This window comes from Ralstonia sp. VS2407, assembly GCF_052950655.1.
Genome location: NZ_JBRFVG010000001.1, coordinates 141,525 through 164,294, shown reverse-complemented (window position 1 = coordinate 164,294; position 22,770 = coordinate 141,525). Strand labels below are relative to the sequence as shown.

Sequence of the window (22,770 nt, the reverse complement as noted above, 5' to 3'; positions counted from 1 at the left end):
CGCGCATGTTTCCCCACGCCTCGCCCGATCTCCGCCTTTTCCGTTTCGTTTCAGACCAGACACTCGCCATGTTCGAACGCAGCCGCTATACGATCGACCAGATCGATCCCGAAATCTTTGCCGCCATCCAGCAGGAAAATCAGCGTCAGGAAGACCACATCGAGCTGATTGCCTCCGAGAACTACACTTCGCCGGCCGTGATGGCCGCGCAGGGCTCGCAACTGACCAACAAGTACGCCGAGGGCTACCCCGGCAAGCGTTACTACGGCGGTTGCGAATATGTGGACGTGGTGGAACAGCTCGCCATCGACCGCGTGAAGCAGCTCTTTGGCGCGGAAGCCGCCAACGTGCAGCCGAACTCGGGCTCGCAGGCCAACCAGGGCGTGTTCTTCGCCGTGCTCAAGCCGGGCGACACGATCATGGGTATGAGCCTGGCCGAAGGCGGCCACCTGACGCACGGCATGGCGCTCAACATGAGCGGCAAGTGGTTCAACGTTGTGAGCTACGGCCTGAACGCGCAGGAAGACATCGATTACGACGCGCTCGAAGCCCTGGCGCAAGAGAAGAAGCCGAAGCTGATCATTGCCGGCGCATCGGCATTTGCGCTGCGCATCGATTTCGAGCGCATCGGCAAAATCGCCAAGTCGATCGGCGCGTACTTCATGGTCGACATGGCGCACTACGCTGGCTTGATCGCCGCAGGTGTGTACCCGAACCCGGTGCCGCACGCTGACTTTGTGACGACAACTACGCACAAGAGCCTGCGCGGCCCGCGCGGCGGCGTGATCCTGATGAAGGCTGAGCACGAGAAGGTCATCAACTCGGCGATCTTCCCGGGTATCCAGGGCGGCCCGCTGATGCACGTGATCGCCGGCAAGGCAGTGGCCTTCAAGGAAGCGCTGTCGCCGGAGTTCAAGGCTTACCAGCAACAAGTCGTGAAGAACGCGGCAGCCATGGCAGAAACGCTGATGGCCCGTGGCCTGCGCATCGTGTCGGGCCGCACAGAAAGCCACGTGATGCTGGTCGACCTGCGCGCCAAGAAGATCACCGGCAAGGAAGCCGAGAAAGTGCTTGGGGACGCACACATCACCGTCAACAAGAATGCGATTCCGAATGACCCGGAAAAGCCGTTCGTGACCTCGGGTGTGCGCCTGGGTTCACCGGCCATGACAACGCGCGGCTTCAAGGAAGCCGAGGCCGTGACGGTCGCCCACCTGATTGCCGATGTGCTGGACAACCCGCACGACGAAGCGAACATCGCCGCCGTGCGCGCCAAGGTGGCCGAGCTGACCAAGCGGTTCCCGGTCTACGCCTAAGGCATCCGCTGATGGCCGGATCTCCCGGCCACGTAGTACCCTGCCGCGATGTGCCTGCCCAGGCCATCGCGGCGTTGTTCTTTTAGCGCAGTGCGTTCTTTGAGGTTGCCGAGGAGACCACCGGCATGAAATGCCCCTTTTGCGGCCACGCGGCCACCCAGGTGATTGATACCCGCATGTCGGAAGAAGGCGACACCGTGCGCCGCCGCCGCCGCTGCGAATCCTGCGACCGCCGCTTCACCACCTACGAACGCATCGAGCTGTTCTTTCCCGCCGTCGTCAAAAAGAACGGCAGCCGCGTTGATTACGACCGCAACAAGGTCAAGGACTCCATGCGCCTTGCGCTGCGCAAGCGCCCCGTTTCCGCCGAGGCCATCGACGAGGCCATCGCCCGCATCGAAGAAAAGCTCCTCAGCCACGGCGAGAAGGAAATCGGCAGCGACCGCGTCGGCGAGCTTGTGATGCGCGAACTCAAGCGGCTGGACAAGATCGGGTACATCCGGTTTGCATCGGTGTACCGGAGTTTTGAGGATGTGTCGGAATTTCGCGACATGCTCGACGAATTCCGCCAATAAGCCCTGTTTTCCACCGCTGTCCGAACTAGCGCTCCGACCAAAATTTCGGTTTAATCCGCTGTCAAAGCAAAGAAGTAGCACTTTGTCACAATCTTGGCGTAGCATGCCCGGATAAGTGACGAAAGAAGCATTAAAAAAATAGTTGGTCGGAACAATTCGCGGGAGTCACCATGCGCCACGCTTTGCCGGGGAAAGCGCTTGGCTTCACTATGCTCGAAGCATTGATCGCCGTGCTGATTTTGGCCGTCGGCGTGCTCAGTGTCGCCAATCTTTTAATCAAGTCGTATCGGTTTACGCAGCAGGGAGCGTATGACACGCTGGCCCTGCAATTGGCGTCGAATATGGCGGATCGGATGCGGGCCAACTCCAGCACCCTGGGCACCGCCAGCTCGCCGTACTTCATCGATACTCAAAGCGCCAGCGGAACGTCCGCCATCAATTTTTATGCACAGAGTTGCGCCACCGGCGCGACCAACTGTGGATGCACGTCGGGTAGCGCCGTATGCGCCGCCGCCGCCGCACAATTCGATGTCATCGAGTGGGCAAGCGCCGTTCAGGGCGCTCTACCGGGCGGCCGCGCAGTCGTTTGCCGTGACACCGTGACCTACTCCACTACCGGCGGTTTCAGCGGATGGAACTGCGATAAGGCGGCCACGTCGCCGGTAGTGATCAAGATGGGTTGGGTTTCGCGCTTCACCAACAAGGACTTGTCAGCAAGTGCGGCGGCGGCCAACGCCGCAGATGCGGCCAGCTCGGTGGCGCCAAATCCGCAGATGGTTGTTGTTGTAGATACGGGAGGCCAGTGATGCGTCGCCCTCCCTTTCGCTCGGCGGCTCGTGCACGCGGTTTCTCGCTGATCGAGTTGATGGTCGCCTTGGTGATCTCGTTGCTGGTGCTAGTTGCGACCGTGTCGTTCTATCTGATGACGCGCTCGACCTACACGACCATCGACGACAGCTCGAACCTAGAAGAGCGCGGACAGTTTGCCCTCGGCGTCATCACGCGGGCCCTTCGGCAAACGGCGTTTTCGCCGCCGAATACGTCGGGCGGTGGAATGATCCAGCTTGCTCAAAGCGACCCGCCCATGATCAGCGGGGTGGACGGTTGCGATAACCCAGCCGATGTGGAATCGCTTTCGCAAACGGTGCCGGCATCGTGCAAGAACACCATGGTGGACAAGAACAACGATGCTCTGGAGATCCGCTTTTTTGGCTCCGGCACCGCTGCGAATCCGACCGTGCCGGATAACTCGATGGTCGACTGCTCCGGCCAAGGCGTCGCCTCGCCCACCAGCATCGACCTTGCAGCGAGCCAACGTGGCCTGTCGATATTCTTCGTTCAGACGGACAGCACCGGTTCGTACCTCGCCTGCAAGTTCCGACAGCGCGACAGCACAGGCGCCGCTACGACCACGTTCGCCACCCAGCAGCTGGTGCCGGGCGTGGAGTCGCTGCAGTTCTTGTATGGCGTATCGGTAGACGGCGACGCGGTGCCGGACGTGTTCAAACGCGCCACCGACATGTCGACGACCGACTGGCAGAACGTCTACGCAGTCAAAGTGGCACTGGTAGTACGTGCCGACAACGCCAGTGCAGACGTTGGCAGCGGCGCACAGAAGTTCACCTTGTTCGGCAAGCAATACACCTATGTCGACGGTACCTACCAAGCCACGGCAAACACGCAGATGGCGCGCCGACTCTTTACCGCCACGGTGCAAACGCGCAACTACATGACCTGCTTCTCGGGAGATCCGTCATGCTGATGATCTCCACTCGCGCTCCAGGGCGTACGATGGGCTTCGCGTTGATCACTGCACTGGTGATGTTGCTCGTCATCACCCTCTTGGCAATCGGCGGCGCGCGGCTGGCGATCGACTCCAAGCGGATGAGCCGAAACCAGCGCGACACCGACATCGCTTTCCAGGCGGCCGAGGCGGCCTTGCGCGACGCTGAATACGATATCCAAAACGCATCGGCCGGCAACGGTACTGCCACCAACACGCGGTCGGCAATCTTCGATCCAACCAAAACCACTGGCTTTCCTGGCAGCGGTTGCAACACCGGCGGCCCTGGCACAACGACGCCCTATCAGGGGCTGTGCCAACCTGCTCCGGATGGCGCCACCGCAGTCTGGAACACGGTGAGTTGGAGCACATCCGGCACGCCACAGACGGTGGGTTTCGGCGACTTCACTGGCCGGACCTTTCCCACGGGGACGGGCCTGCTGCCCGCACAAAAGCCGCGCTACATCATCGAGATCCTGCCAGACAGAACGATCGGCGGGAATGTGCAGGGACCGGCCACTTTCCTCTACCGCATCACGGCAGTCGGTTGGGGGCCCAATCTCGGGGCACAGGTCATGCTGCAGTCGGTCTATCGCAAGACGGATACACCGGGCTGACCAGCACTGGGCGACACGACAAACATGGCAAAAAAACAAAGCCTTTTCGGGGGGCTGAACACCATGAAAATCATCCGCGGCTTGCTGGCCGTCTTTGCAATGGGCTGGGTTTCGGTCATGGGCGCGGCCAACAGCGTGCCAACCGTGGCGATCTCCACTGTCCCGCTATATGGGCGCAGCCAGAACGTGCACCCCAACCTGATGCTCTCACTGTCGGTGGAATTTCCGACGACGGGCGCAGCGTATCGTGGCGCCTACGATAAGACCCAGACGTTCCTTGGTTACTTCAATCCGACCAAGTGCTACACCTACGACTCTACCAACGGTTACTTCACGATTTCGGGTGCGACGAACTCATCCTTCGAATGCTCGGGCACCTTCTCAGGCAATTTCATGAATTGGGCGGCTTCATCCGCTATCGATGAATTCCGCATGGCGATGACCGGCGGCGACCGTGTCATCGATACAAAAACCCAGACCGTGCTACAGCGTGCGGTACTGCGCGATGATTTCTTCAAGAGCAATTCATATTTCCCACTCAAGAGCATCGATGGCTCTGGCAATGCAAGTGCGCCCAGCAAGGTCACGCCGTTCACCTCTTCGAAGCTTTACATCGCGTCGTGCGGTAACCATATCTTCTTCTCCAGTCAAGACGACTCTAAAGCCTCATGCGGCAACCCCGGCAAATACGCTAGCCAGTCGTACCGGGTACAGGTACAGGTGTGCGACACAAATGAAGGCTCGACTCGCACCGATCTCTGCCTGAACTACAACGGCAACTACAAGCCGGTCGGTCAGATGCAGCTCAACGCCGACCGCATGCGCTTTGCGGCATTCGGTTATCTGAACGACAGCACAAATGACACAAAGCTAACGCAAAACGAGCGATACGGTGGCGTCCTACGGGCTCCCATGAAGTACGTGGGCTCAACGGCCGTCGACACTAACCTGAATGCGATCACCAACTCTGCACCGGAATTCGATGCCTCAACCGGGGTATTCGCTACAAACCCCCTGAAGGCAGCCGAAGGCACGAGCGGCGTTATCAACTACCTGAATAAATTTGGCCGCACCAGCGTGAAGTTGTCAGGCCGAAACATGGGCGATCTCGGAGGCCCGACCGACAACCCTACTGGCAACTACAAGACCTACGACCCCGTGAGCGAAATGTTTTACGAGAGCATTCGCTATCTGCAATTCAAGCAAAAACCGACGCCAGAAGCGATCGCTGGCCTGCCAGACTCCACGTATTCGGACAATTTCCCGGTGTACACCACCTGGGATACCGACCCGATGCTGAGCGGCTGCCAGCGCAACTACGACTTCCTGATCGGCGACATCAATACCCACGAAGATCATTACATCCCTGGCAACCAAGTATCCAACCAAGGGGATCCGACTCGGGCCGTCAGTACCTACGACAACTTCGACGTACGAGACTGGACTAACCGGGTCGGGGCGCTCGAAACAAACACGCCCGCGGCTGGCAACGGCAGACCACTAGACACCTCCTTCACCAACCTGGGCGACATCAACCACGCGACTTCCCACTGGGCCTCGTATTACCTAGCGGGTGTCGCCTACTGGGCGCACACATACGGTTTTCGTCCCGATATGCCGACGGCGCGTGTCACCACGTTCGTCATTGACGTCAACGAAAATGGCAACGGTACCGTCGGCGACACACAGCGCCAGAGCCAATTCTTCTTAGCCGCGAAGTACGGCGGCTTCCAGGATGCCAACAACGACGGCAATCCGTTCAAGACATTTGGCGCGGACGGCATCACAGTCGTCAACAACAACACCGAATGGGAAGCGGCTCCGACTGGCTCGAACATTCCTTACAACTGGTTCCTGGGTGGCCAACCCGCCACGATGATCGCCGCAATCAAGAATATCTTCGCGCAGATTGTCTCGTACGCTGGCACGCTGTCGGGTGTTGCGCTGTCGAGCGCGCGCATCACCGGTGACTCGGGGAACAACACTTACGTATACGCCCCTGGCTTCGACCAGAAGTGGAACGGCCGCCTTGCGGCGTATCAGCTCACGCTGAATGGCTCCAATGTACAAGTCAGTTCGCAGGCGACATGGGAGGCGGGTGCCTTACTCACGACGGCGTACGGCGGCACATCGGGGACCAAATACACCGGCCGCTCCGTGTTCACCACGAACTCGGACACAGGAAAGGGTGTGGCTTTCGCGTGGGCGAATATCTCGCAAAGCCAGCAAGCATTGCTCAATACCAATCCTGACAACGGTGCAGCGGACAGCAGTGGCCAAGATCGCCTGAATTATCTGCGAGGCGATCAGAGTAAGGAAAACACCACGAGCAATTCCAGCGGCATCTTCCGCGCTCGCAATAGCCTGCTCGGCGACATCATCGGCTCCGCGCCAACCTATGTGGGCGACCCTTCGGGCGCTATCACGGACACGGGCTACGCAACCTTCACTGGCACCTACAACGGTCGTACGCCGATGATCTACGTGGGTGCCAACGACGGCATGGTGCATGGCTTCAATGCCAGCACGGGTAGCGAAGTCTTCGCGTATGTACCGAATGCAGACTTCACGAGCCTGAATCAACTGACATTCCCCGGCTACGCACACCGCCTGTTCGTAGATGCCACACCGGTCGCTGCCGAAGCGCAAGTCAACGGGAACTGGCGGACAGTTTTGACTGGCGGCTTCGGTGGCGGAGCTCAAGGCGTATACGCCCTCGACGTGACTGATCCCACTGGGTCCAAAGGTGGCTCGTTTACGAGTTCCAACGTGCTGTGGGAGTTCACCGACAAAGACGACGCCGACATGGGCAACGTGATGGGCACCCCGCTCGTCGTCAAGCTGCAAACTGGCACAGATACGTCGAAGAATCCAAATGTGCCGATCTACAAGTGGTTCGTGATGGTCGGCAACGGCCTGAACTCTAACGCGGTCGATAGCAGCTACAACGCGAACGCGCCGGCGGCACTGTTCCTGCTGTCGTTGGACAAGCCGGCTGGCACTCCCTGGCAGCGCAACACCAACTACTTCAAGATCGTCACCCCGATCCCCGGTGGCACGCCGCCGTACACGACCGCCAATGGGCTGTCGACGCCTGCCATCGTGCCCGCCGTCAATGGCCGCGCCATGGCAGCCTACGCAGGCGACCTGCAAGGCAACCTGTGGAAGTTTGTACTCTCCGGCGACAGCACCACTTGGAATGAGACCTCCACCGCCCTGCCCAACTACGGCGGCGGCACGATCAAGAAGCCGCTGTTTGCTGCAACCGACAACTACAGCACGCCGGGCCGGAAGCAACCGATCACCATGGCACCGCAGATTGTCTATGCGCCAGGCGGCTACATGGTCCTGTTTGGGACGGGCAAGTACTACGAAACGTCCGATACCGGAACGCCGACGCAGTACAACAGCTTCTACGGCATCTACGATGACGGCGGCAGCACCAACTACATCACGGACCGCAGCAAGCTCAACAAATTGACAGCGACGGCATCTTCGGATGGCAAGTCATACACCATTGCGTACGCAACGGGGGCCGCAGGTGTGGGCTACACCAGCCCCCGCAAGCCTGGCTGGGTGCTCGACTTCCCTGACAACACGGAAAAGCAAGTCACAGCGGCCGTGGCTTCCGACGGGGTCGTCTACTTCAACTCGCTCACCGGCGGCGATGCGTGCGGCAACAACGGCAGCAGCCGCAGCTATGCGTTGAATGTGCTGAGCGGTATGCCACTGGGTGGCACGACCACAGGCTATCAGTCGTCTACCGGCCTGCTCGGTGCACCGTCGCTGATCGTCATCTCCATCGCCAATGCTTCGCGCGACTCGGTGGGCGGCACGGTCGAAACCAAGACCAAGATCGTGCTCTCATCGGGTACTCAGGGTCTGACGGTGGGCAATTCAAATGGCTCAGGAGGGTCGGGCGGCTCGGTCACGCAGATTACGCAGCGACGCGGCCGTGCCGGCTGGCGCGAAGTCCGCAACTTCACGCTGAACTGATGGAAGGCGCCAACATGCAACTCCAACGCTCCGTCCTTTCTCGCCAGCGTGGCTTCACGCTGGTCGAACTGATGATCGTGGTCGCGATTGTCGGCATCCTGGCCATCATTGGATACCCTAGCTATAACCAGTTCGTTCAGAAGGGGCGACGAGCCGAGGCGAAGGCGGCGCTCCTGTCCACCATGCAACTGTTCGAGCGCCATTTCGCGCAGGTCAACAGCTATGCACCGGCGCCGGGGAGCACAACAGCATGGACGGGTTTCAATACTTATTCTGGTGACTCGCCGAGCAGCTCAAACTACACGATCGGCGCAGCACTCTGCGCGGGCAGCCCGGTTGGCGCCCAGGCAGACCAGTGTGTCGAGCTAACCGCCACGCCTGTGGCGGGCAAGGCCGACACCACGTGTGGCTCACTGATCTATCGGAGCACTGGCGAGAAGTTGTACCTGCCGCCCGGAGCACCCACAGCCATAAACGCAGGTACTGGCACCTCCAACTGCTGGTGATTGCCATGCGCGCCGCCCCCGTCCCCTCACGCTCCCGGCACACTGGTTTCACGCTGCTGGAACTCATGGCCACCATCACGGTGGCGGCCGTCGTACTCATGCTGGCAGCGCCCAGCCTGAATGACTTCATGCGCAAACAGCGCGTCGTCACTTCTGTCGACTCAATCACTTCGGCAATCGGTCAGGCGCGCTCCATCGCTATCGCCACCAACAGCTACGTCACCATCGCGCCTATTGACCCCACCACCGGGTGGCAGACCGGCGTACGAATCTTTTCTGAAGGCCAGAATCCGAATGGCACTTACGACGCCAACGCCGATAAGCTGCTTGGTCAGTACGACCCAATGCCGACAAACATGAACGTGGCGTTCAAGAGCACCGCGAACATTTCGGGTTCAACCGCCAGCCAGACCTCACTGACATACTCGCCCGTGGGCTACACAGTCACCACACCCACTAAGGTGGCGCAGGTCAACGCATCCTTTGTCGTCTCATTTAGGGATGGCAAACCGCCTTCTCGTGCTGTCATCATCAACGCACTCGGCCGCGCCAGAACCTGTGACCCCGCGGTTGATAGCACCTGCGTGCCCACGGCAACACAGTAGCGGCGATTGCCACCAAACGTAACAGTCAAACCCCCGCATATCTCCTAAGGTAGGTCGGTTCTTGTGGCGCCCCATGCGCCTTTACCGACCATGCCTAAGTACCGCCGTCACATTACCCGCCCTGCTCCGCGCCAACACGGCGCCATCCTGCTCGAATCCCTCGTCGCACTAGCAGTACTGTCCTTGTGTGCAGCGGGCACCCTAACCGCACTTGAGCGGATGGAGACAACCAGCCGAAGCCTGCGTCAGCTATCGGCCGACGTCCGAACGCAAAACACCCGCGTCGAATCCGCGAACGTGCGCTGACATGTGCCGCCTCTCTCATGCTCAGCGGGGCGCGACGTTGGTGGAGCTGCTGATTGGCATGCTGGTCGGGTTGATCGTGCTCGGCATCACGCTGCAAATGACACTCCTTGCACGTGCAAGCTATCAGCGCATTGCGGACGAAGCCCTGATCGAAAGTCGCGGCACGCAAGCGCTGGAATTGCTGACAACGGCACTGCAGCAAGCGGGATGGGTCACCGATACGCCAGCAGCATCGCCAGAACGCCGATGGCCAGACGCGAACGCAACTCCGTCGATTCAAGGTTCGGACAGTTGCACCCCTCGCGAAGCGGAAGCCCTCGACTGCAACAGCGGTGACGTGCACGGGAGCGACGCCGTACTGGTGCGCTTTGCTGGTCGCAGCATGCTGGCCAACCCGCAGCGAGCTGACGACAGCATCATCGATTGCTCCGGCTACGGGGTCGCTGAGCGCGTCCAAAACGGCAGCGACGCGCAGCGTGCGGGATCCATGCTGCTCTACCTCACCCGTGCATCGGATCAAGAACCACAGCTCATGTGCCGCTCGCGAAGGCATCAAGCCGGACAGACAGTGGCGGGCCGCTGGACATCTAATGGCATGGTCCGCGGCGTCGAAACAATGCAGCTTCTGTATGTGGTCCCCACTGCTGGCGGCACCTCGACCACCGCGATGTCTGCGCGCTCGCTGACCACCGATCAATGGCGCCAGGTTCAAGCGGTGCACATCGCGCTGGTCGTCCGCGGCGACTACAACGCGCCCGGGTCAGCCAACCAGACCATGCCCACACTTGCGCTATTTCCCAAGGTCCAGCAAGTCGAAGGCATCAACGCACAGGACCTGCGATTCACGCCCACCCAACCCCAACGCCGCCGTGCGGTCTTCACCGCGACGGTACGCTTACGCAATCCGCTCGCCTGTGACGTGGACGTATGTTGAGCGATAGCGCTAGGGTGCGTGGTTTTTCGATGATCATCGTGATGGCTGCGGCGGCGTTGCTCGGCCTGCTGACCATGGCGACCTTCCATCTGGTGATCGATCAGCGGCACCGCACGTCTCTCACCGCCGATCGCGCTTTGGCCAAGTACGCCGCAGAAGTAGCGCTGAATGCGGCCGAGTGCGAACTGTCCGTCGCCACCGAGACGCCCACGAATCTCGAATGTGTTGCTGCCTTGCCGCAGGAACGTATCACCGCTCTCGATCCGGTTTCGCGACGCGGTTTCTCGCCCGGGGCATGCGGCAGCGGCGCCACGCTCGGGCTATGCCAGCCGCAACCCGGCGAATCGCTCTGGTCGTTGGCGCAACTGCTGGAAACCCCCACCTTGGCGATAGAGATCGATGCTCACCTGCCGGGCAGCGAGCGCATTGCCGGCCGCGCTGCCCGGTACGTCATTGAGCCGATTCCGGACCGTTGGCCCGGCCAGGCTACGCCACCCGATGGCACCTCAACGCCTTGGTTGTATCGGATCACGGCCGCAGGATTTGGCGCCGACCCTGCCGTCAGCGTCGTGCTGCAGACGGTCTTCCGCCCACGAATGCCGCGCAGCACATCCACGCCTCAGTCCACCACTGAATCTGCACCGCCTGTCATTCACTCCAATGGCACGGTGACCCAACTCGTCTACACCATCAGCAACCGGGAGGACGCGATCGACACCCACGCGCAAACCTTCTTGCTAGGCCGCCTGAGCTGGCGTGAACTGATCGAGGAAGGCCTGCGATGAAGCATCGCCTTGCTGCATTCACGCTTATCGAACTCACGATTGCATTGGCTATCGCAGCGCTGTTGGCGGGCGCCGCCATACAAACCTGGTCAGAACACCATGAGCGCGCGCGGCGGGCTGCGGCGCATGCGGCGCTAATGTCAACCATGGTGGAATTGGAACGCGAATACGCGCAAACAGGCAATGGCTCCATACCTGCAGGCGTTCCGCAACACGTCCCCGGCTATAACCTGCTCGCTAGCCCGTGCAACGGCCGCGCTTCGGCGCATTGCATTGAAGTCAGCGCCCGACCAGTGCACCCGGATACCGACTGCGGCGCGCTTATCCTGCGCAGCACCGGCGAACGATTCACGCAGATCGGCAACGACCGGCTGCCGGCATCGTCTGTATGCTGGCCATGAAGGTGTCTCGCCTGCGGACCGGGTTCACACTGGTTGAGCTCGTTGTCGTCCTGAGTGTCATGGCGATCCTCGCGGTGTTCGCGGCGCCCGCCGGCTTGAATTGGTGGCAACGCGAGACCGTCGTCGTTCTGGCCGACCGCTTTGTCAGCGCGATCGCACTGGCGCAGACCATGTCGCGCAGTCAGCATGCATGGATTCACCTCGGCCCACTCAACGCACAGCAGGGCTGGTCATCGGGATGGGCGTTGTACATGACGCCCTCGCCGCAAACCCAGGCGACGCCGCTGGAACCGGACACCGAGGCTATCTTGGTGCATGTTTCGCCTCCAGTGATGCCGCCGGTCCAATTTACGTTCACACCGTCGCAGCGGGATGTCGACACCCTGTCTTATGCACCTGTGGGATACTCGCGACAGCGCAACGGCAGCCAGCTCTACGGCACGCTGACCATCCGGTCTGGAGCCCATGTGCGGCGCGTCCGCATCAACTCGGCAGGCCGCGCCCGCATCTGCGATCCGGCCAAGGACGCTAAAACGTGCGGCACCGGCGCCTCAGCTAACGACGATTAACCCAAACTCCCGCTTTTTCCCATGTTCTCCGACTTCGACCACGCCATGATGCAGCGCGCCCTGGCGCTGGCCGAGAAAGGCTTGTTCACCACCACGCCCAACCCGCGCGTCGGATGCGTGATCGTGCGTGACGACACCGTCATCGGCGAAGGCCATACGCAACCTGCCGGCCAGGACCACGCTGAAATCCAAGCCATCAAGGATGCCCAGTCGCGCGGCCAGGACGTGCGCGGCGCCACCGCATATGTGACGCTGGAGCCCTGTAGCCACTTTGGCCGCACCCCACCCTGCGCAGATCGACTGGTCGAAGCCGGTATTGCGCGCGTGGTCGCAGCCATGGAGGACCCCAACCCCGCCGTCTCCGGACGGGGCTTGCAGAGGCTGCGCGATGCCGGCGTGGACGTGCGTTGCGGACTGTTGGAGCGGGAGGCGCATGAGCTGAACATCGGTTTCGTTTCACGCATGACGCGCGGCACACCGTGGGTCCGCGTGAAGGTCGGCGCATCGTTGGACGGCCGCACCGCGCTGGACAATGGCATCAGCCAGTGGATTACCGAAACTGAAGCGCGCAACGACGGCCACCGCTGGCGCGCACGCGCCTGTGCCATCCTCACCGGCATCGGCACGGTGCGCGAAGACAATCCGCGGCTGACCGTGCGCGCCGTCAATACGCCACGCCAGCCGCGCCGCGTGCTGATCGACTCGGCGCTGGACGTACCGCTCGACGCCCATATCCTCACCGCAGATGGGCACCACGAGCCGACGCTGATTTTCGCCGCCCAACCCGAAGCCGGCCGCATGCGTGCGTTGAGCGAGCGCGGCGCGGAGGTCATCCTCCTGCCAAACGCTGATGGAAAGGTCGACCTGGCCGCAGTCCTGCGCGAACTGGGCCGCCGCGAGATCAACGAGCTGCATGTTGAGGCCGGCTTCAAGCTCAACGGCTCGCTGCTGCGCGAAGGGCTGGTTGACGAGATCCTTGTCTATCTGGCGCCCAAGGTGCTCGGCTCGGGCCAAGGCATGTTCAATATGGGGCCGCTGCAAACGCTGGAAGGCGCGGCCGAATTCTTCTTTCACGACATTTCGCGCATCGGGGGCGACCTCCGCATCCTGGCGCGCCGCAACCCGACGGATTGATTGCTTATGTTTACCGGAATCGTCGCCGCAGTTGGCCGTATTGAAACCGCCTCGCCGCTTGGCGACAGCGCCGATGCAGGCGTGCGCCTGTCCATCGACTCGGGCGGTCTGCCGCTCGCGGACGTGGCGTTGGGCGATTCGATCGCTATTCAGGGGGCGTGCATGACGGTTGTCGCCAAAACTGACAGCCACTTCGACGTGGATGTGTCGCGCGAATCGCTCTCCAAGACAGTCGGGCTGGAACGCCCGGGCGAGGTGAACCTGGAGAAGGCGCTGCGCCTGGCCGACCACATCGGCGGGCATCTCGTGTCGGGCCACGTGGACGGTCTCGGCACGGTCACGCATTTCGCCCCGGTCAACGAATCGCACGAACTGCGTGTGCGGGCCCCGGCAGAGCTGGGCAAGTATCTCGCCTACAAGGGCTCCGTGGTGGTCAACGGCGTGTCGCTGACGGTCAATACCGTCCGCGACGACGCAGACGGCTGCGAGTTCTCGATCAATTTGATCCCACACACGGTGGCGGTCACCACGCTCAAGCATCTGAAGGCCGGCAGCCAGGTCAACCTGGAGATCGACCTGATCGCCCGCTACGTAGAACGCATGCTCACCCATGCCGCCATCGGCCTGCCCGTGGGCGCCAAGCCTCTGGCAGCCGTTTGAACCGCTGGCCCCACTGGCTTGGGGCCACCTTGGCGTACAATAGCGGGCTTCCCATTTACGCAGTCGCACGGCCCCCGAAATTAGCGATTTTCGGGCGTTGGCCAGCGGCGCGCACCCCTGCTACGCCATGTCGATCGCCACAGTCGAAGAAATCATTGCCGAAATCCGCGCCGGCCGGATGGTCATCCTGGTCGACGAGGAAGACCGTGAGAACGAAGGCGACCTGATCCTGGCGAGCGATTTCGTCACGCCGGAAGCCATCAATTTCATGGTCACGCACGCGCGCGGCTTGGTGTGCCTGACGCTTACCGAAGAACACTGCGACCAGCTCGACTTGCCCATGATGGCGAGCCGAAACGGGACGCAGTTCGGCACCAATTTCACCGTGTCGATCGAAGCGGCTGAAGGCGTGACCACCGGCATTTCCGCCGCCGACCGCGCACGCACCATTCAGGTGGCCGCTGCCAAGAACGCGAAACCGTCGGACCTGGTGAACCCGGGCCACATCTTCCCGCTGCGTGCCCAGAAGGGCGGCGTGCTGATGCGCGCCGGACACACCGAAGCTGGCTGCGACCTGACCGCAATGGCTGGCCTGACCCCAGCCGCCGTGATCTGCGAGATCCTGAAAGACGACGGCACCATGGCGCGCTTGCCGGACCTTGTGGAATTCGCCAAGAAGCACGGCCTGAAGATCGGCACGATTGCCGACATGATCCAATACCGCAGCCGCACCGAGAGCATCGTCGAGCGGGTCGGCGAACGCACGATGGAGACGCAGTTCGGCACGTTCCACGCCGTCGCCTTCCGCGATCGCGCGGCCGGCCGCGCCCATCTGGCGCTGGTGAAGGGCACGCCGACGCCGGACACCGAAACGCTGGTGCGCGTGCATGAGCCTCTGTCTGTACTCGACCTGCTGGAGTGCCAGCGCACGACCCACTCGTGGAGCGTGCCCGCCGCCCTGCGCGCCGTGCAGGCTGCCCCGACCGGCGTGGTCGTGCTGCTCAATTGCGGCGATTCGGCAGACCGGTTGTTCACCCAGTTCTCCGCGCTGGACGCGCCGCAAGAGCGCCCGCGTACCAAACCCGATCCGCGCATTTACGGTATCGGCGCGCAAATCCTGAAGGAAGTGGGCGTCGGCAAGATGCGCGTGCTGGCCTCGCCGTTGAAGCTGCCGAGCATGGTCGGCTACGACTTGGAAGTGACGGCATATCAATCAATGGCAGATGCCCCTGACGTCACTTCCGCTTCATCCACTGCCACGCATTGAATCTCCCGCGGCAGCCGAGTCTGCCGCATCGGCTTTCTTTTTCTGACGTTGCCCGACTGGCAACCCCAACCGGAATACACCATGGACCACGGCTTCTACCCGACCAATCTCAACGGCGAAGGCCTGCGCATCGGCATCGTCCAGGCGCGTTTCAACGAGCCCGTGTGCGAAGCGCTGCGCGAAGCTTGCGTCGCTGAACTCGAACAACTCGGCGTGGCCGGCGAAGACGTGCTGCTGGTGACCGTGCCGGGCGCGCTGGAAGTCCCGCTGGCCCTGCAGAAGATGGCCGAATCGGGCCAGTTCGACGCGCTGATCGCGCTGGGCGCCGTCATCCGCGGCGAGACGTACCACTTCGAACTGGTGTCCAATGAATCGGGCGCCGGCATCACGCGCGTGGGCCTGGACTTCAACATCGCCATCGCCAACGGCATCCTGACCACCGACACCGATGCACAGGCCCACGCCCGCACCCGCGAAAAGGGTCGCGACTGCGCCCGCACCGCTGTTGAGATGGCCAACCTGACCAACGACCTCGACGGTCTGCAGGATCACGGCCAAGACGACGACGGCGAGAACGAATAAGCGCTTCCTCGCGCAAAGGCTTTTCCCATGACGCAAGACAATTCCCAAGCCAAGGCCAAGGCGCCCGCCAAGAGCGCGCGCCGCCGTGCGCGCGAACTGGCGCTGCAAGGTCTGTATCAATGGCTGCTCAATCGCAACGACCCGGGTGTGGTCGAGGCGCATCTGCAGGACGCGCAAGGCTTCAACAAGGCCGACCGCGCGCACTTCGATGCGCTGCTGCACGGTGCCATCCGCGAAGAGACCACGCTGACCGAGGCATTCACGCCGTACCTGGATCGCCCGGTTGCCGAGCTGTCACCAGTCGAACGTGCCGCCCTGCTGGTCGGCGCGTACGAGCTGGTGCACTGCGTTGACATCCCGTACAAGGTCGTGATCAACGAGGCGGTTGAACTGACCAAGACCTTCGGCGGCGTGGAAGGCTACAAGTACGTCAACGGCGTGCTGGACAAGCTGGCTGCGCAAGTGCGCGCTGTCGAGGTCGCTGCCCGCCGGTAATCCGGCGTCTGCTCTTCGCTTTACCTTTTCGCTTCGCTTCAAGATGGACGCCCACCGCCTGCAGACAGCCGCCCGGCTGGCCAATATCCGCGCCTTTCACGTGATGGAGCTGGCCAAGCAGGCCCGCGAGCTGGAACTGGCGGGACGCAACATCATCCACATGGGCATCGGCGAGCCGGACTTCACCGCCGCCGAGCCCGTCGTGCAAGCCGCGACCGACGCCATGCGACGCGGCGTCACGCAGTACACCGGGGCCTTGGGTATTCGCCCGCTGCGCCAGGCAATCGCCCGCTACTACCACACCGTTTACGGCCTCGACATCGCCCCCGAGCGCATCATCGTCACGGCGGGCGCGTCGGCGGCGTTGCTGCTGGCGTGTGCGGTGCTGGTGGAGGTTGGCGGCGAAGTCCTGATGCCCGATCCGAGTTATCCGTGCAACCGTCACTTCGTGGCTGCCTTCAATGGCGAGGCAAAGCTAGTACCGTCGGGGCCGGAAGAGCGTTTCCAGTTGACGGCCGCACAGGTCGAGACACATTGGGGGGAACGCACGCAGGGCGTGTTGCTGGCCTCTCCATCCAACCCGACCGGCACGTCGATCCTGCCGGACGAGCTGCAGCGCATCGTGCAGACGGTACGCGCGCGAGGCGGATTTTCCATCGTCGACGAGATCTACCAAGGCCTCTCGTACGACCAGGCACCGGTCTCAGCACTGTCGTTCGGCGACGATGTCGTCACGATCAACAGCTTTTCCAAGTATTTCAACATGACCGGCTGGCGACTTGGCTGGCTGGTGGCGCCCGCCGAACTGGTGCCCGAGTTCGAGAAGGTCGCGCAGAACCTGTTCATTTGCGCGTCGGCGGTGGCGCAGTACGCGGCGCTCGCATGCTTTGAGCCGGACGCGTTGGCCATCTACGAAGCGCGCAAGGCCGAATTCCGTCGCCGCCGCGATTTCATCGTGCCGGCGCTGGAATCACTTGGCTTCAAGGTACCGGTCAAGCCGGACGGGGCGTTTTATGTTTACGCCGATTGCCGCGGCGTGAATCATCCGCATGCAGGCGATGCCGATGCCCTCACCCAGTCGATGCTGCATGACGCCGGCGTGGTGCTGGTGCCAGGGCTGGATTTTGGCCCGCACACGGCGCAGCACTATATCCGACTGTCTTACGCTACGTCGATGGCGCATCTGGAAGAAGCGGTCGAAAGGTTGGCCAAGCTGTTCGGCCGGTAAAACGACTTTCGCGCCTCGTCCAAGCAAAAAGGCCGTCCCGCGAAGGACGGCCTTTCTTATATAGCGCAACCAAGCAAGTCGATCAGGCCTGGCCTTGGGACTTGTCGTCCAGACGCGCCTCTTCCTGCTGACCTGTAGCCGGTTGCTTGTCGGCCGCCTTGGCGGCTTGCGTCTTCGCATCGGCTTGCGTCACGGGCGTTGCCGTCGCGACCGGTTTTACCGGTTCCCGCTCCGACGCCGCCGTCATCGGCGAACGGTGGCCGGTAGCCACCATGCGCAGGCGCGAACGCTCTTGCAACACCTTGCCGCCGTAGCCGCCGTCGCCTTGCGTGACCGCACCGACATACAGCTTCAGGCCGCCTTCAATCGATCCTGCACGCGCGATGCAATCCTTCAGCACAAGCGCACCGACCTTGATATTGGCGTACGGATTGAGCGCGGCACCGACGCCGCCCATCACCTCGTACTTGTCCTGGTGGACCTTGGTCATGACCTGCATCAGGCCCTGCGCCCCCATACCGCTTTCGGCGAACGGGTTAAAGCTGGACTCGATCGCCATCACGCCCAGGATGAGCAGCGGATCCAGGCCGACTTCCTTGCCGGTCTGATAGGCCGCCTTCACCAACTGGCCAGTGGCCGTGGCTGCCACGCGGTACTTACGGGCAATGTATTCCGCCACCGCAGCCTGCTCTCGCGGGGTACCGGCGGTTGCCGACTCACGCGCGTCGCGGACGACTTGCGTGTTCGGGATCTGCGCAGCCAACTCGGCCACGGACGGCACCTTCGAGAGCGCGTCCCAACCGGCAGCCGCGACCGTGCCGCCCTGGGCCGTAGCAGGGGCCACAGCCTGAACAGCCCCGGTACCGGCGGACGGCGCAGTGGGCGCAAAGGCGACCGGCTGCACGCCAGCCGCAACCGCGGGTGACGGATTGGCCGAGGCAACACTTGTGTCGACACCCGGTGTGAAATGCAGCACGCGTTGAGCGACCGCGGCACGCCACTCGCTATTGAGCGAGAGTGCGACTGCAGCAACCACAGCCAGCAAGCCGATGCTATTGAGCACGACATGCCCGCTGCGGAACACCAGCAGCACGCCAGGATGCAACTCATTGCGGGACGCGGCAGCGCCCCCTGCGTTCAACTCCATGCGCAGCTTACGAGGCAGCGCAACTTGACCTGCACGCGCGAGGCGGCGGCCAACCGGGGCGACGAGCCGGCGTTGCAGCGCCGATCCGATCCCGGAAGAATGAAGGGTTTTCCAACCGTTCATACTTACCTCCGTCCGCTGCGCAGATCCGGTAGACGCCTTTCTTTTGCATGGCGCCGTGCGTTTCGAATCGCAACGGTTTTTAGTAAGGATGCCGCGCTGTTGCAGTCAGCCGGCATCTGTTGGGGGCACTCCCCTAGTGCCCAGAGAAATGCGGGCCGTGTCCTTGGGGAGGTCACGTCCCGCAGCGATGCTGATGTGTTCTGGTGTCGCCCCTCATACGTTGGAGAGTTGGGCGATGGCATTAGCCGAAAACATGTTGCGTTGCAACAATTACCAGATCGGATTGGATTGTAGGAAGCGCGTTATTCCAAGTCAATCATAAAGAAGTAAGTTTTTATATCCAAAAGTTATGACTTGACCCGCATTGTTGGGACTAGCTGACCTGCGATGCGTTCTGTCATCAGGGGGTCGCGCGGTTTTGGCCGTACAATCGCGGCCACCCCGCCTACACCAAAAAAATGTCGCCCCGACGACCATTTGGGGGGCCAGCCCTCCGCGCGACAGGCGATCCACCTTACCTTTGGTTACAAAATCTCCATGCAATACAGGGACTTACGTGACTTTCTCGCCCAGCTTGAGCGCTCGGGCGAACTGCGCCGCGTGCGCCAGCCGGTGTCACCGCGCCTGGAAATGACCGAAGTCTGTGACCGCCTGCTGCGCTCCGAAGGCCCGGCGGTAGTCTTTGAGCAACCGGTGGACGGCGCACAGAAGTACGACATACCGGTGCTGGCTAACTTGTTTGGCACCACGCGCCGCGTGGCGCTGGGCATGGGCGCGGAGTCGCTTGATGAACTGCGTGACGTGGGCCGACTCCTCTCTGCGTTGAAGGAGCCCGAACCGCCGCGCGGTCTGCGTGAAGCCGGCAAGCTGTGGACAATGGCCAAGGCCGTGTGGGACATGGCGCCGCGCAAGGTGTCGTCGCCAGCGTGCCAAGAGGTCGTGTGGGAAGGGAATGACGTCGACCTCTCGCGCATTCCCGTACAGACGTGCTGGCCCGGCGATGCGGCGCCGCTTGTCACATGGGGACTGGTCATCACGCGCGGGCCGCACAAGAAGCGGCAGAACCTCGGCATCTACCGACAGCAGGTCATCAGTCGCAACCAGCTCATCATGCGTTGGCTGGCGCACCGGGGCGGCGCGCTGGATTTCCGCGAGCACGCCATCGCCAATCCGGGCCAGCCGTTTCCGATTGCGGTGGCGCTGGGTGCCGACCCGGCCACGATTCTCGGCGCAGTGACTCCGGTGCCGGATACGTTATCCGAGTACCAGTTTGCGGGGCTGCTGCGCGGCAGCCGGACTGAGCTTGGGACATGCCTGACGCCTTCGCTCGCGCAGGCACAGTTGCAAGTGCCGGCCAGCGCAGAAATCATCCTTGAAGGCCACATCCAGCCGGATCCGACGCACCCGAGCGGCTATCAGCATGCGCTGGAGGGCCCCTTCGGCGATCACACCGGCTATTACAACGAGCAGGACTGGTTCCCGGTGTTCACGGTCGAGCGCATCACGATGCGCCGCGACCCGATCTATCACTCCACGTATACAGGCAAGCCGCCCGATGAACCCGCCGTGCTCGGCGTGGCGCTCAACGAAGTGTTCGTGCCGCTGCTGCAGAAGCAGTTTCCGGAGATCGCCGATTTCTATCTGCCGCCCGAGGGCTGCAGCTACCGCATGGCGCTGGTCAGCATGAAGAAGCAATACGCCGGCCACGCCAAACGCGTGATGTTCGGCGTGTGGAGCTTCCTGCGGCAGTTCATGTATACGAAGTTCATCGTGGTGGTGGACGACGATGTGAATCTGCGCGACTGGAAGGAAGTGATCTGGGCGATCACGACCCGCGTGGACCCGGCGCGCGACACGGTCATGGTGGAAAACACGCCGATCGACTATCTGGACTTTGCGTCGCCCGTGTCTGGCCTGGGCTCCAAGATGGGGATCGATGCCACCAACAAATGGCCGGGCGAAACCACCCGCGAATGGGGCCAACCCATCGTCATGGATGCCGCCGTCAAGGCCCGTGTCGACACCATGTGGGACACGCTCTTCCAATAACCACAAGGCCTGGCGGCCCAGTCTGCGAGCGAACGATCGTTCGGTTATTCTTAGCGAGTTAAGCGACTGCTGCATCTAAAAGGCAGGCCTTCCGGTCTGCCTGCTTCCTTTTCGGAGACCGCCATGGCCGAAGCACTCGACTCTTCCCGCACCGCCGCGAACTCGCTGGAGCGCATCAAAGACCGCACGCTCGTCAAAACGCAGTCCTACGTGGACGGCGCATGGACCGACGCAGCAGACGGCACGACCTTCCCCGTCTACGACCCTGCCACCAACGCACACCTGACCGACGTCGCCAATCTCGGCCACGCAGAAACACTGCGCGCCATCGACGCAGCCAATGCGGCGTGGCCCGCGTGGCGCGAGCTGACCGGCAAGGAGCGCGCCGGCCTGATGCGCCGCTGGTTCGATCTGCTGATCGCCAATGCCGACGACCTCGCCGCGCTGATGACCGCCGAACAAGGCAAGCCGCTGGCCGAAGCCAAGGGCGAAATCGTCTATGGCGCGTCGTTCATCGAATGGTTTGCCGAAGAGGCCAAGCGCGTCTCCGGCGACGTGATGGCCAGCACTTGGCGCGACAAGCGCATGGTCGTGCTCAAGCAGCCGGTGGGCGTGTGTGCGTCCATCACGCCGTGGAACTTCCCGTTGGCGATGATCACCCGCAAGGTGGCGCCAGCCATGGCGGCAGGCTGCACCATCGTCATCAAGCCGGCCGAACAGACACCGCTGTCCGCTCTGGCAATGGCTGAACTGGCACACCGCGCGGGCATTCCGAAGGGCGTGGTCAACGTCGTGACGGGTGACGCGGATCGCTCGATTGCCATCGGCAAGGCCCTGTGCGAATCGCCGATCGTGCGGCATCTGTCGTTCACGGGCTCGACGCCGGTGGGCCGCATCCTGATGCAGCAGTGCTCGCCGACGGTGAAGAAGGTGGCGCTTGAGCTGGGCGGCCATGCGCCGTTCATCGTGTTCGACGACGCCGACATCGATGCCGCCGTGGAAGGCGCAGTGCAGTCGAAATATCGCAACGCGGGCCAGACCTGCGTGTGTACGAACCGCTTCTACGTGCATGCCTCGGTGTACGACGCGTTTGTCGAGAAGCTCTCGGCCAAGGTGCGCGGCATCAAGGTTGGAAACGGTTTCGAATCTGGCGTGGTGCAAGGCCCGCTGATCGACGACCAGGCCGTGGAGAAAGTGCAGCGCCACATTGACGACGCGACGCAGAAAGGCGCGCGCCTGACCGCCGGCGGCAAGCTGATGCAGGGCTTCGGCTCGCAGCGTTTCGTCGAGCCCACGGTGCTGGCCGATGCCACGCCCGACATGCTGATCGCGCGCGAAGAAACCTTCGGCCCCGTTTCCGCCATCTTCAAGTTCCAGGACGAGGCGGAAGTCGTGCGCCTGGCCAACGACACAGAATTTGGCCTGGCCTCGTACTTCTTCAGCCGCGACATCGGCCGCATCTGGCGCGTGGCCGAGCAGCTCGAGTACGGCATGGTCGGCATCAACACGGGGCTCATTTCGAACGAGGTGGCGCCGTTTGGCGGCATCAAGCAATCGGGGCTGGGCCGCGAAGGTTCGGTCTACGGCATCGACGAGTACCTCGAACTCAAGTATCTGTGCATGGGCGGCATCTGAACCGTTATCCCCTACCGGCCGACCTGCCACATCGATAGAGCGGGCGGCCTTCCCCCT

The 22,770-nt window shown here is 62.3% G+C and carries 21 protein-coding genes; 20 read left to right on the top strand and 1 reads right to left on the bottom strand.

Going from position 1 to position 22,770, the window contains the following annotated elements; translation table 11 throughout:
• Positions 1 to 68: 68 nt before the first annotated feature.
• The 18 genes from glyA (at position 69) to ACU8YE_RS00690 (ending at position 17,759) form a co-directional block, all read left to right on the top strand.
• Positions 69 to 1,316: a serine hydroxymethyltransferase gene (gene glyA / locus ACU8YE_RS00775; protein WP_446927913.1), complete on the top strand. Its 1,248-nt coding sequence runs from the start codon at positions 69 to 71 to the stop codon at positions 1,314 to 1,316.
• A gap of 125 nt (positions 1,317 to 1,441) precedes the next feature.
• Positions 1,442 to 1,891, top strand: a complete 450-nt coding sequence (gene nrdR / locus ACU8YE_RS00770) for a transcriptional regulator NrdR (protein ID WP_027677963.1) — start codon at positions 1,442 to 1,444, stop codon at positions 1,889 to 1,891.
• 170 nt (positions 1,892 to 2,061) lie between these two features.
• Positions 2,062 to 2,697, top strand: a complete 636-nt coding sequence (pilV, locus tag ACU8YE_RS00765; RefSeq protein ID WP_316878136.1) for a type IV pilus modification protein PilV — start codon at positions 2,062 to 2,064, stop codon at positions 2,695 to 2,697.
• The gene (locus ACU8YE_RS00760; protein ID WP_440838481.1) at positions 2,697 to 3,653 is read left to right on the top strand and encodes a PilW family protein; all 957 of its coding nucleotides are present in this window, start codon (positions 2,697 to 2,699) and stop codon (positions 3,651 to 3,653) included. Before pilV ends, ACU8YE_RS00760 begins: the two co-directional genes overlap by 1 nt.
• A complete protein-coding gene (locus tag ACU8YE_RS00755) occupies positions 3,647 to 4,291 on the top strand; it encodes a pilus assembly PilX family protein (RefSeq protein WP_446927912.1) in 645 nt (214 codons plus the stop codon). Before ACU8YE_RS00760 ends, ACU8YE_RS00755 begins: the two co-directional genes overlap by 7 nt.
• A 63-nt stretch (positions 4,292 to 4,354) precedes the next feature.
• On the top strand, positions 4,355 to 8,287 hold the full coding sequence (locus tag ACU8YE_RS00750) for a pilus assembly protein (protein ID WP_446928072.1): 3,933 nt from the start codon (positions 4,355 to 4,357) through the stop codon (positions 8,285 to 8,287).
• Positions 8,288 to 8,301: 14 nt separating this feature from the next.
• Complete coding sequence (locus tag ACU8YE_RS00745) at positions 8,302 to 8,793, top strand: type IV pilin protein (protein ID WP_446927911.1); 492 nt, start codon at positions 8,302 to 8,304, stop codon at positions 8,791 to 8,793.
• Positions 8,794 to 8,798: 5 nt separating this feature from the next.
• Entirely contained in the window at positions 8,799 to 9,398 is a 600-nt protein-coding gene (locus tag ACU8YE_RS00740) for a GspH/FimT family pseudopilin (protein WP_446927910.1), read from the top strand.
• A 307-nt stretch (positions 9,399 to 9,705) separates the two neighbouring features.
• Positions 9,706 to 10,638 (top strand): PilW family protein, encoded by a 933-nt coding sequence (locus ACU8YE_RS00735; protein ID WP_446928071.1) that lies wholly within the window; start codon positions 9,706 to 9,708, stop codon positions 10,636 to 10,638.
• A gap of 29 nt (positions 10,639 to 10,667) precedes the next feature.
• The gene (locus ACU8YE_RS00730; RefSeq protein ID WP_446927909.1) at positions 10,668 to 11,423 is read left to right on the top strand and encodes a pilus assembly protein; all 756 of its coding nucleotides are present in this window, start codon (positions 10,668 to 10,670) and stop codon (positions 11,421 to 11,423) included.
• Positions 11,420 to 11,824 (top strand): prepilin-type N-terminal cleavage/methylation domain-containing protein, encoded by a 405-nt coding sequence (locus ACU8YE_RS00725; RefSeq protein WP_446927908.1) that lies wholly within the window; start codon positions 11,420 to 11,422, stop codon positions 11,822 to 11,824. Before ACU8YE_RS00730 ends, ACU8YE_RS00725 begins: the two co-directional genes overlap by 4 nt.
• Positions 11,812 to 12,393: a GspH/FimT family protein gene (locus ACU8YE_RS00720; protein ID WP_446927907.1), complete on the top strand. Its 582-nt coding sequence runs from the start codon at positions 11,812 to 11,814 to the stop codon at positions 12,391 to 12,393. Before ACU8YE_RS00725 ends, ACU8YE_RS00720 begins: the two co-directional genes overlap by 13 nt.
• A gap of 21 nt (positions 12,394 to 12,414) precedes the next feature.
• Positions 12,415 to 13,527, top strand: coding sequence for a bifunctional diaminohydroxyphosphoribosylaminopyrimidine deaminase/5-amino-6-(5-phosphoribosylamino)uracil reductase RibD (gene ribD, locus ACU8YE_RS00715; protein WP_446927906.1), 1,113 nt, complete (start codon positions 12,415 to 12,417; stop codon positions 13,525 to 13,527).
• A 6-nt stretch (positions 13,528 to 13,533) separates the two neighbouring features.
• The gene (locus ACU8YE_RS00710; RefSeq protein ID WP_446927905.1) at positions 13,534 to 14,187 is read left to right on the top strand and encodes a riboflavin synthase; all 654 of its coding nucleotides are present in this window, start codon (positions 13,534 to 13,536) and stop codon (positions 14,185 to 14,187) included.
• Between the two features lie 127 nt (positions 14,188 to 14,314).
• On the top strand, positions 14,315 to 15,454 hold the full coding sequence (ribBA, locus tag ACU8YE_RS00705; protein ID WP_260802884.1) for a bifunctional 3,4-dihydroxy-2-butanone-4-phosphate synthase/GTP cyclohydrolase II: 1,140 nt from the start codon (positions 14,315 to 14,317) through the stop codon (positions 15,452 to 15,454).
• An 81-nt stretch (positions 15,455 to 15,535) separates the two neighbouring features.
• Positions 15,536 to 16,036 carry a 6,7-dimethyl-8-ribityllumazine synthase gene (gene ribH / locus ACU8YE_RS00700; protein WP_004629552.1) on the top strand — a complete coding sequence of 167 codons (501 nt, stop codon included), beginning with the start codon at positions 15,536 to 15,538 and terminating at the stop codon, positions 16,034 to 16,036.
• A gap of 27 nt (positions 16,037 to 16,063) precedes the next feature.
• The gene (gene nusB / locus ACU8YE_RS00695; protein ID WP_009238860.1) at positions 16,064 to 16,531 is read left to right on the top strand and encodes a transcription antitermination factor NusB; all 468 of its coding nucleotides are present in this window, start codon (positions 16,064 to 16,066) and stop codon (positions 16,529 to 16,531) included.
• 43 nt (positions 16,532 to 16,574) lie between these two features.
• Entirely contained in the window at positions 16,575 to 17,759 is a 1,185-nt protein-coding gene (locus tag ACU8YE_RS00690; RefSeq protein ID WP_446927904.1) for a pyridoxal phosphate-dependent aminotransferase, read from the top strand.
• 82 nt (positions 17,760 to 17,841) lie between these two features.
• Here ACU8YE_RS00690 and ACU8YE_RS00685 read toward each other — a convergent pair whose 3' ends face one another.
• Positions 17,842 to 19,029: a lytic transglycosylase domain-containing protein gene (locus tag ACU8YE_RS00685; protein WP_232042200.1), complete on the bottom strand. Its 1,188-nt coding sequence runs from the start codon at positions 19,027 to 19,029 to the stop codon at positions 17,842 to 17,844.
• A 537-nt stretch (positions 19,030 to 19,566) separates the two neighbouring features.
• Here ACU8YE_RS00685 and ubiD point away from each other — a divergent pair.
• Positions 19,567 to 21,078, top strand: coding sequence for a 4-hydroxy-3-polyprenylbenzoate decarboxylase (gene ubiD / locus ACU8YE_RS00680; protein ID WP_446927903.1), 1,512 nt, complete (start codon positions 19,567 to 19,569; stop codon positions 21,076 to 21,078).
• Positions 21,079 to 21,201: 123 nt separating this feature from the next.
• Positions 21,202 to 22,713 (top strand): NAD-dependent succinate-semialdehyde dehydrogenase, encoded by a 1,512-nt coding sequence (locus ACU8YE_RS00675; protein ID WP_260802887.1) that lies wholly within the window; start codon positions 21,202 to 21,204, stop codon positions 22,711 to 22,713.
• The last annotated feature ends 57 nt before the right edge of the window (positions 22,714 to 22,770 follow it).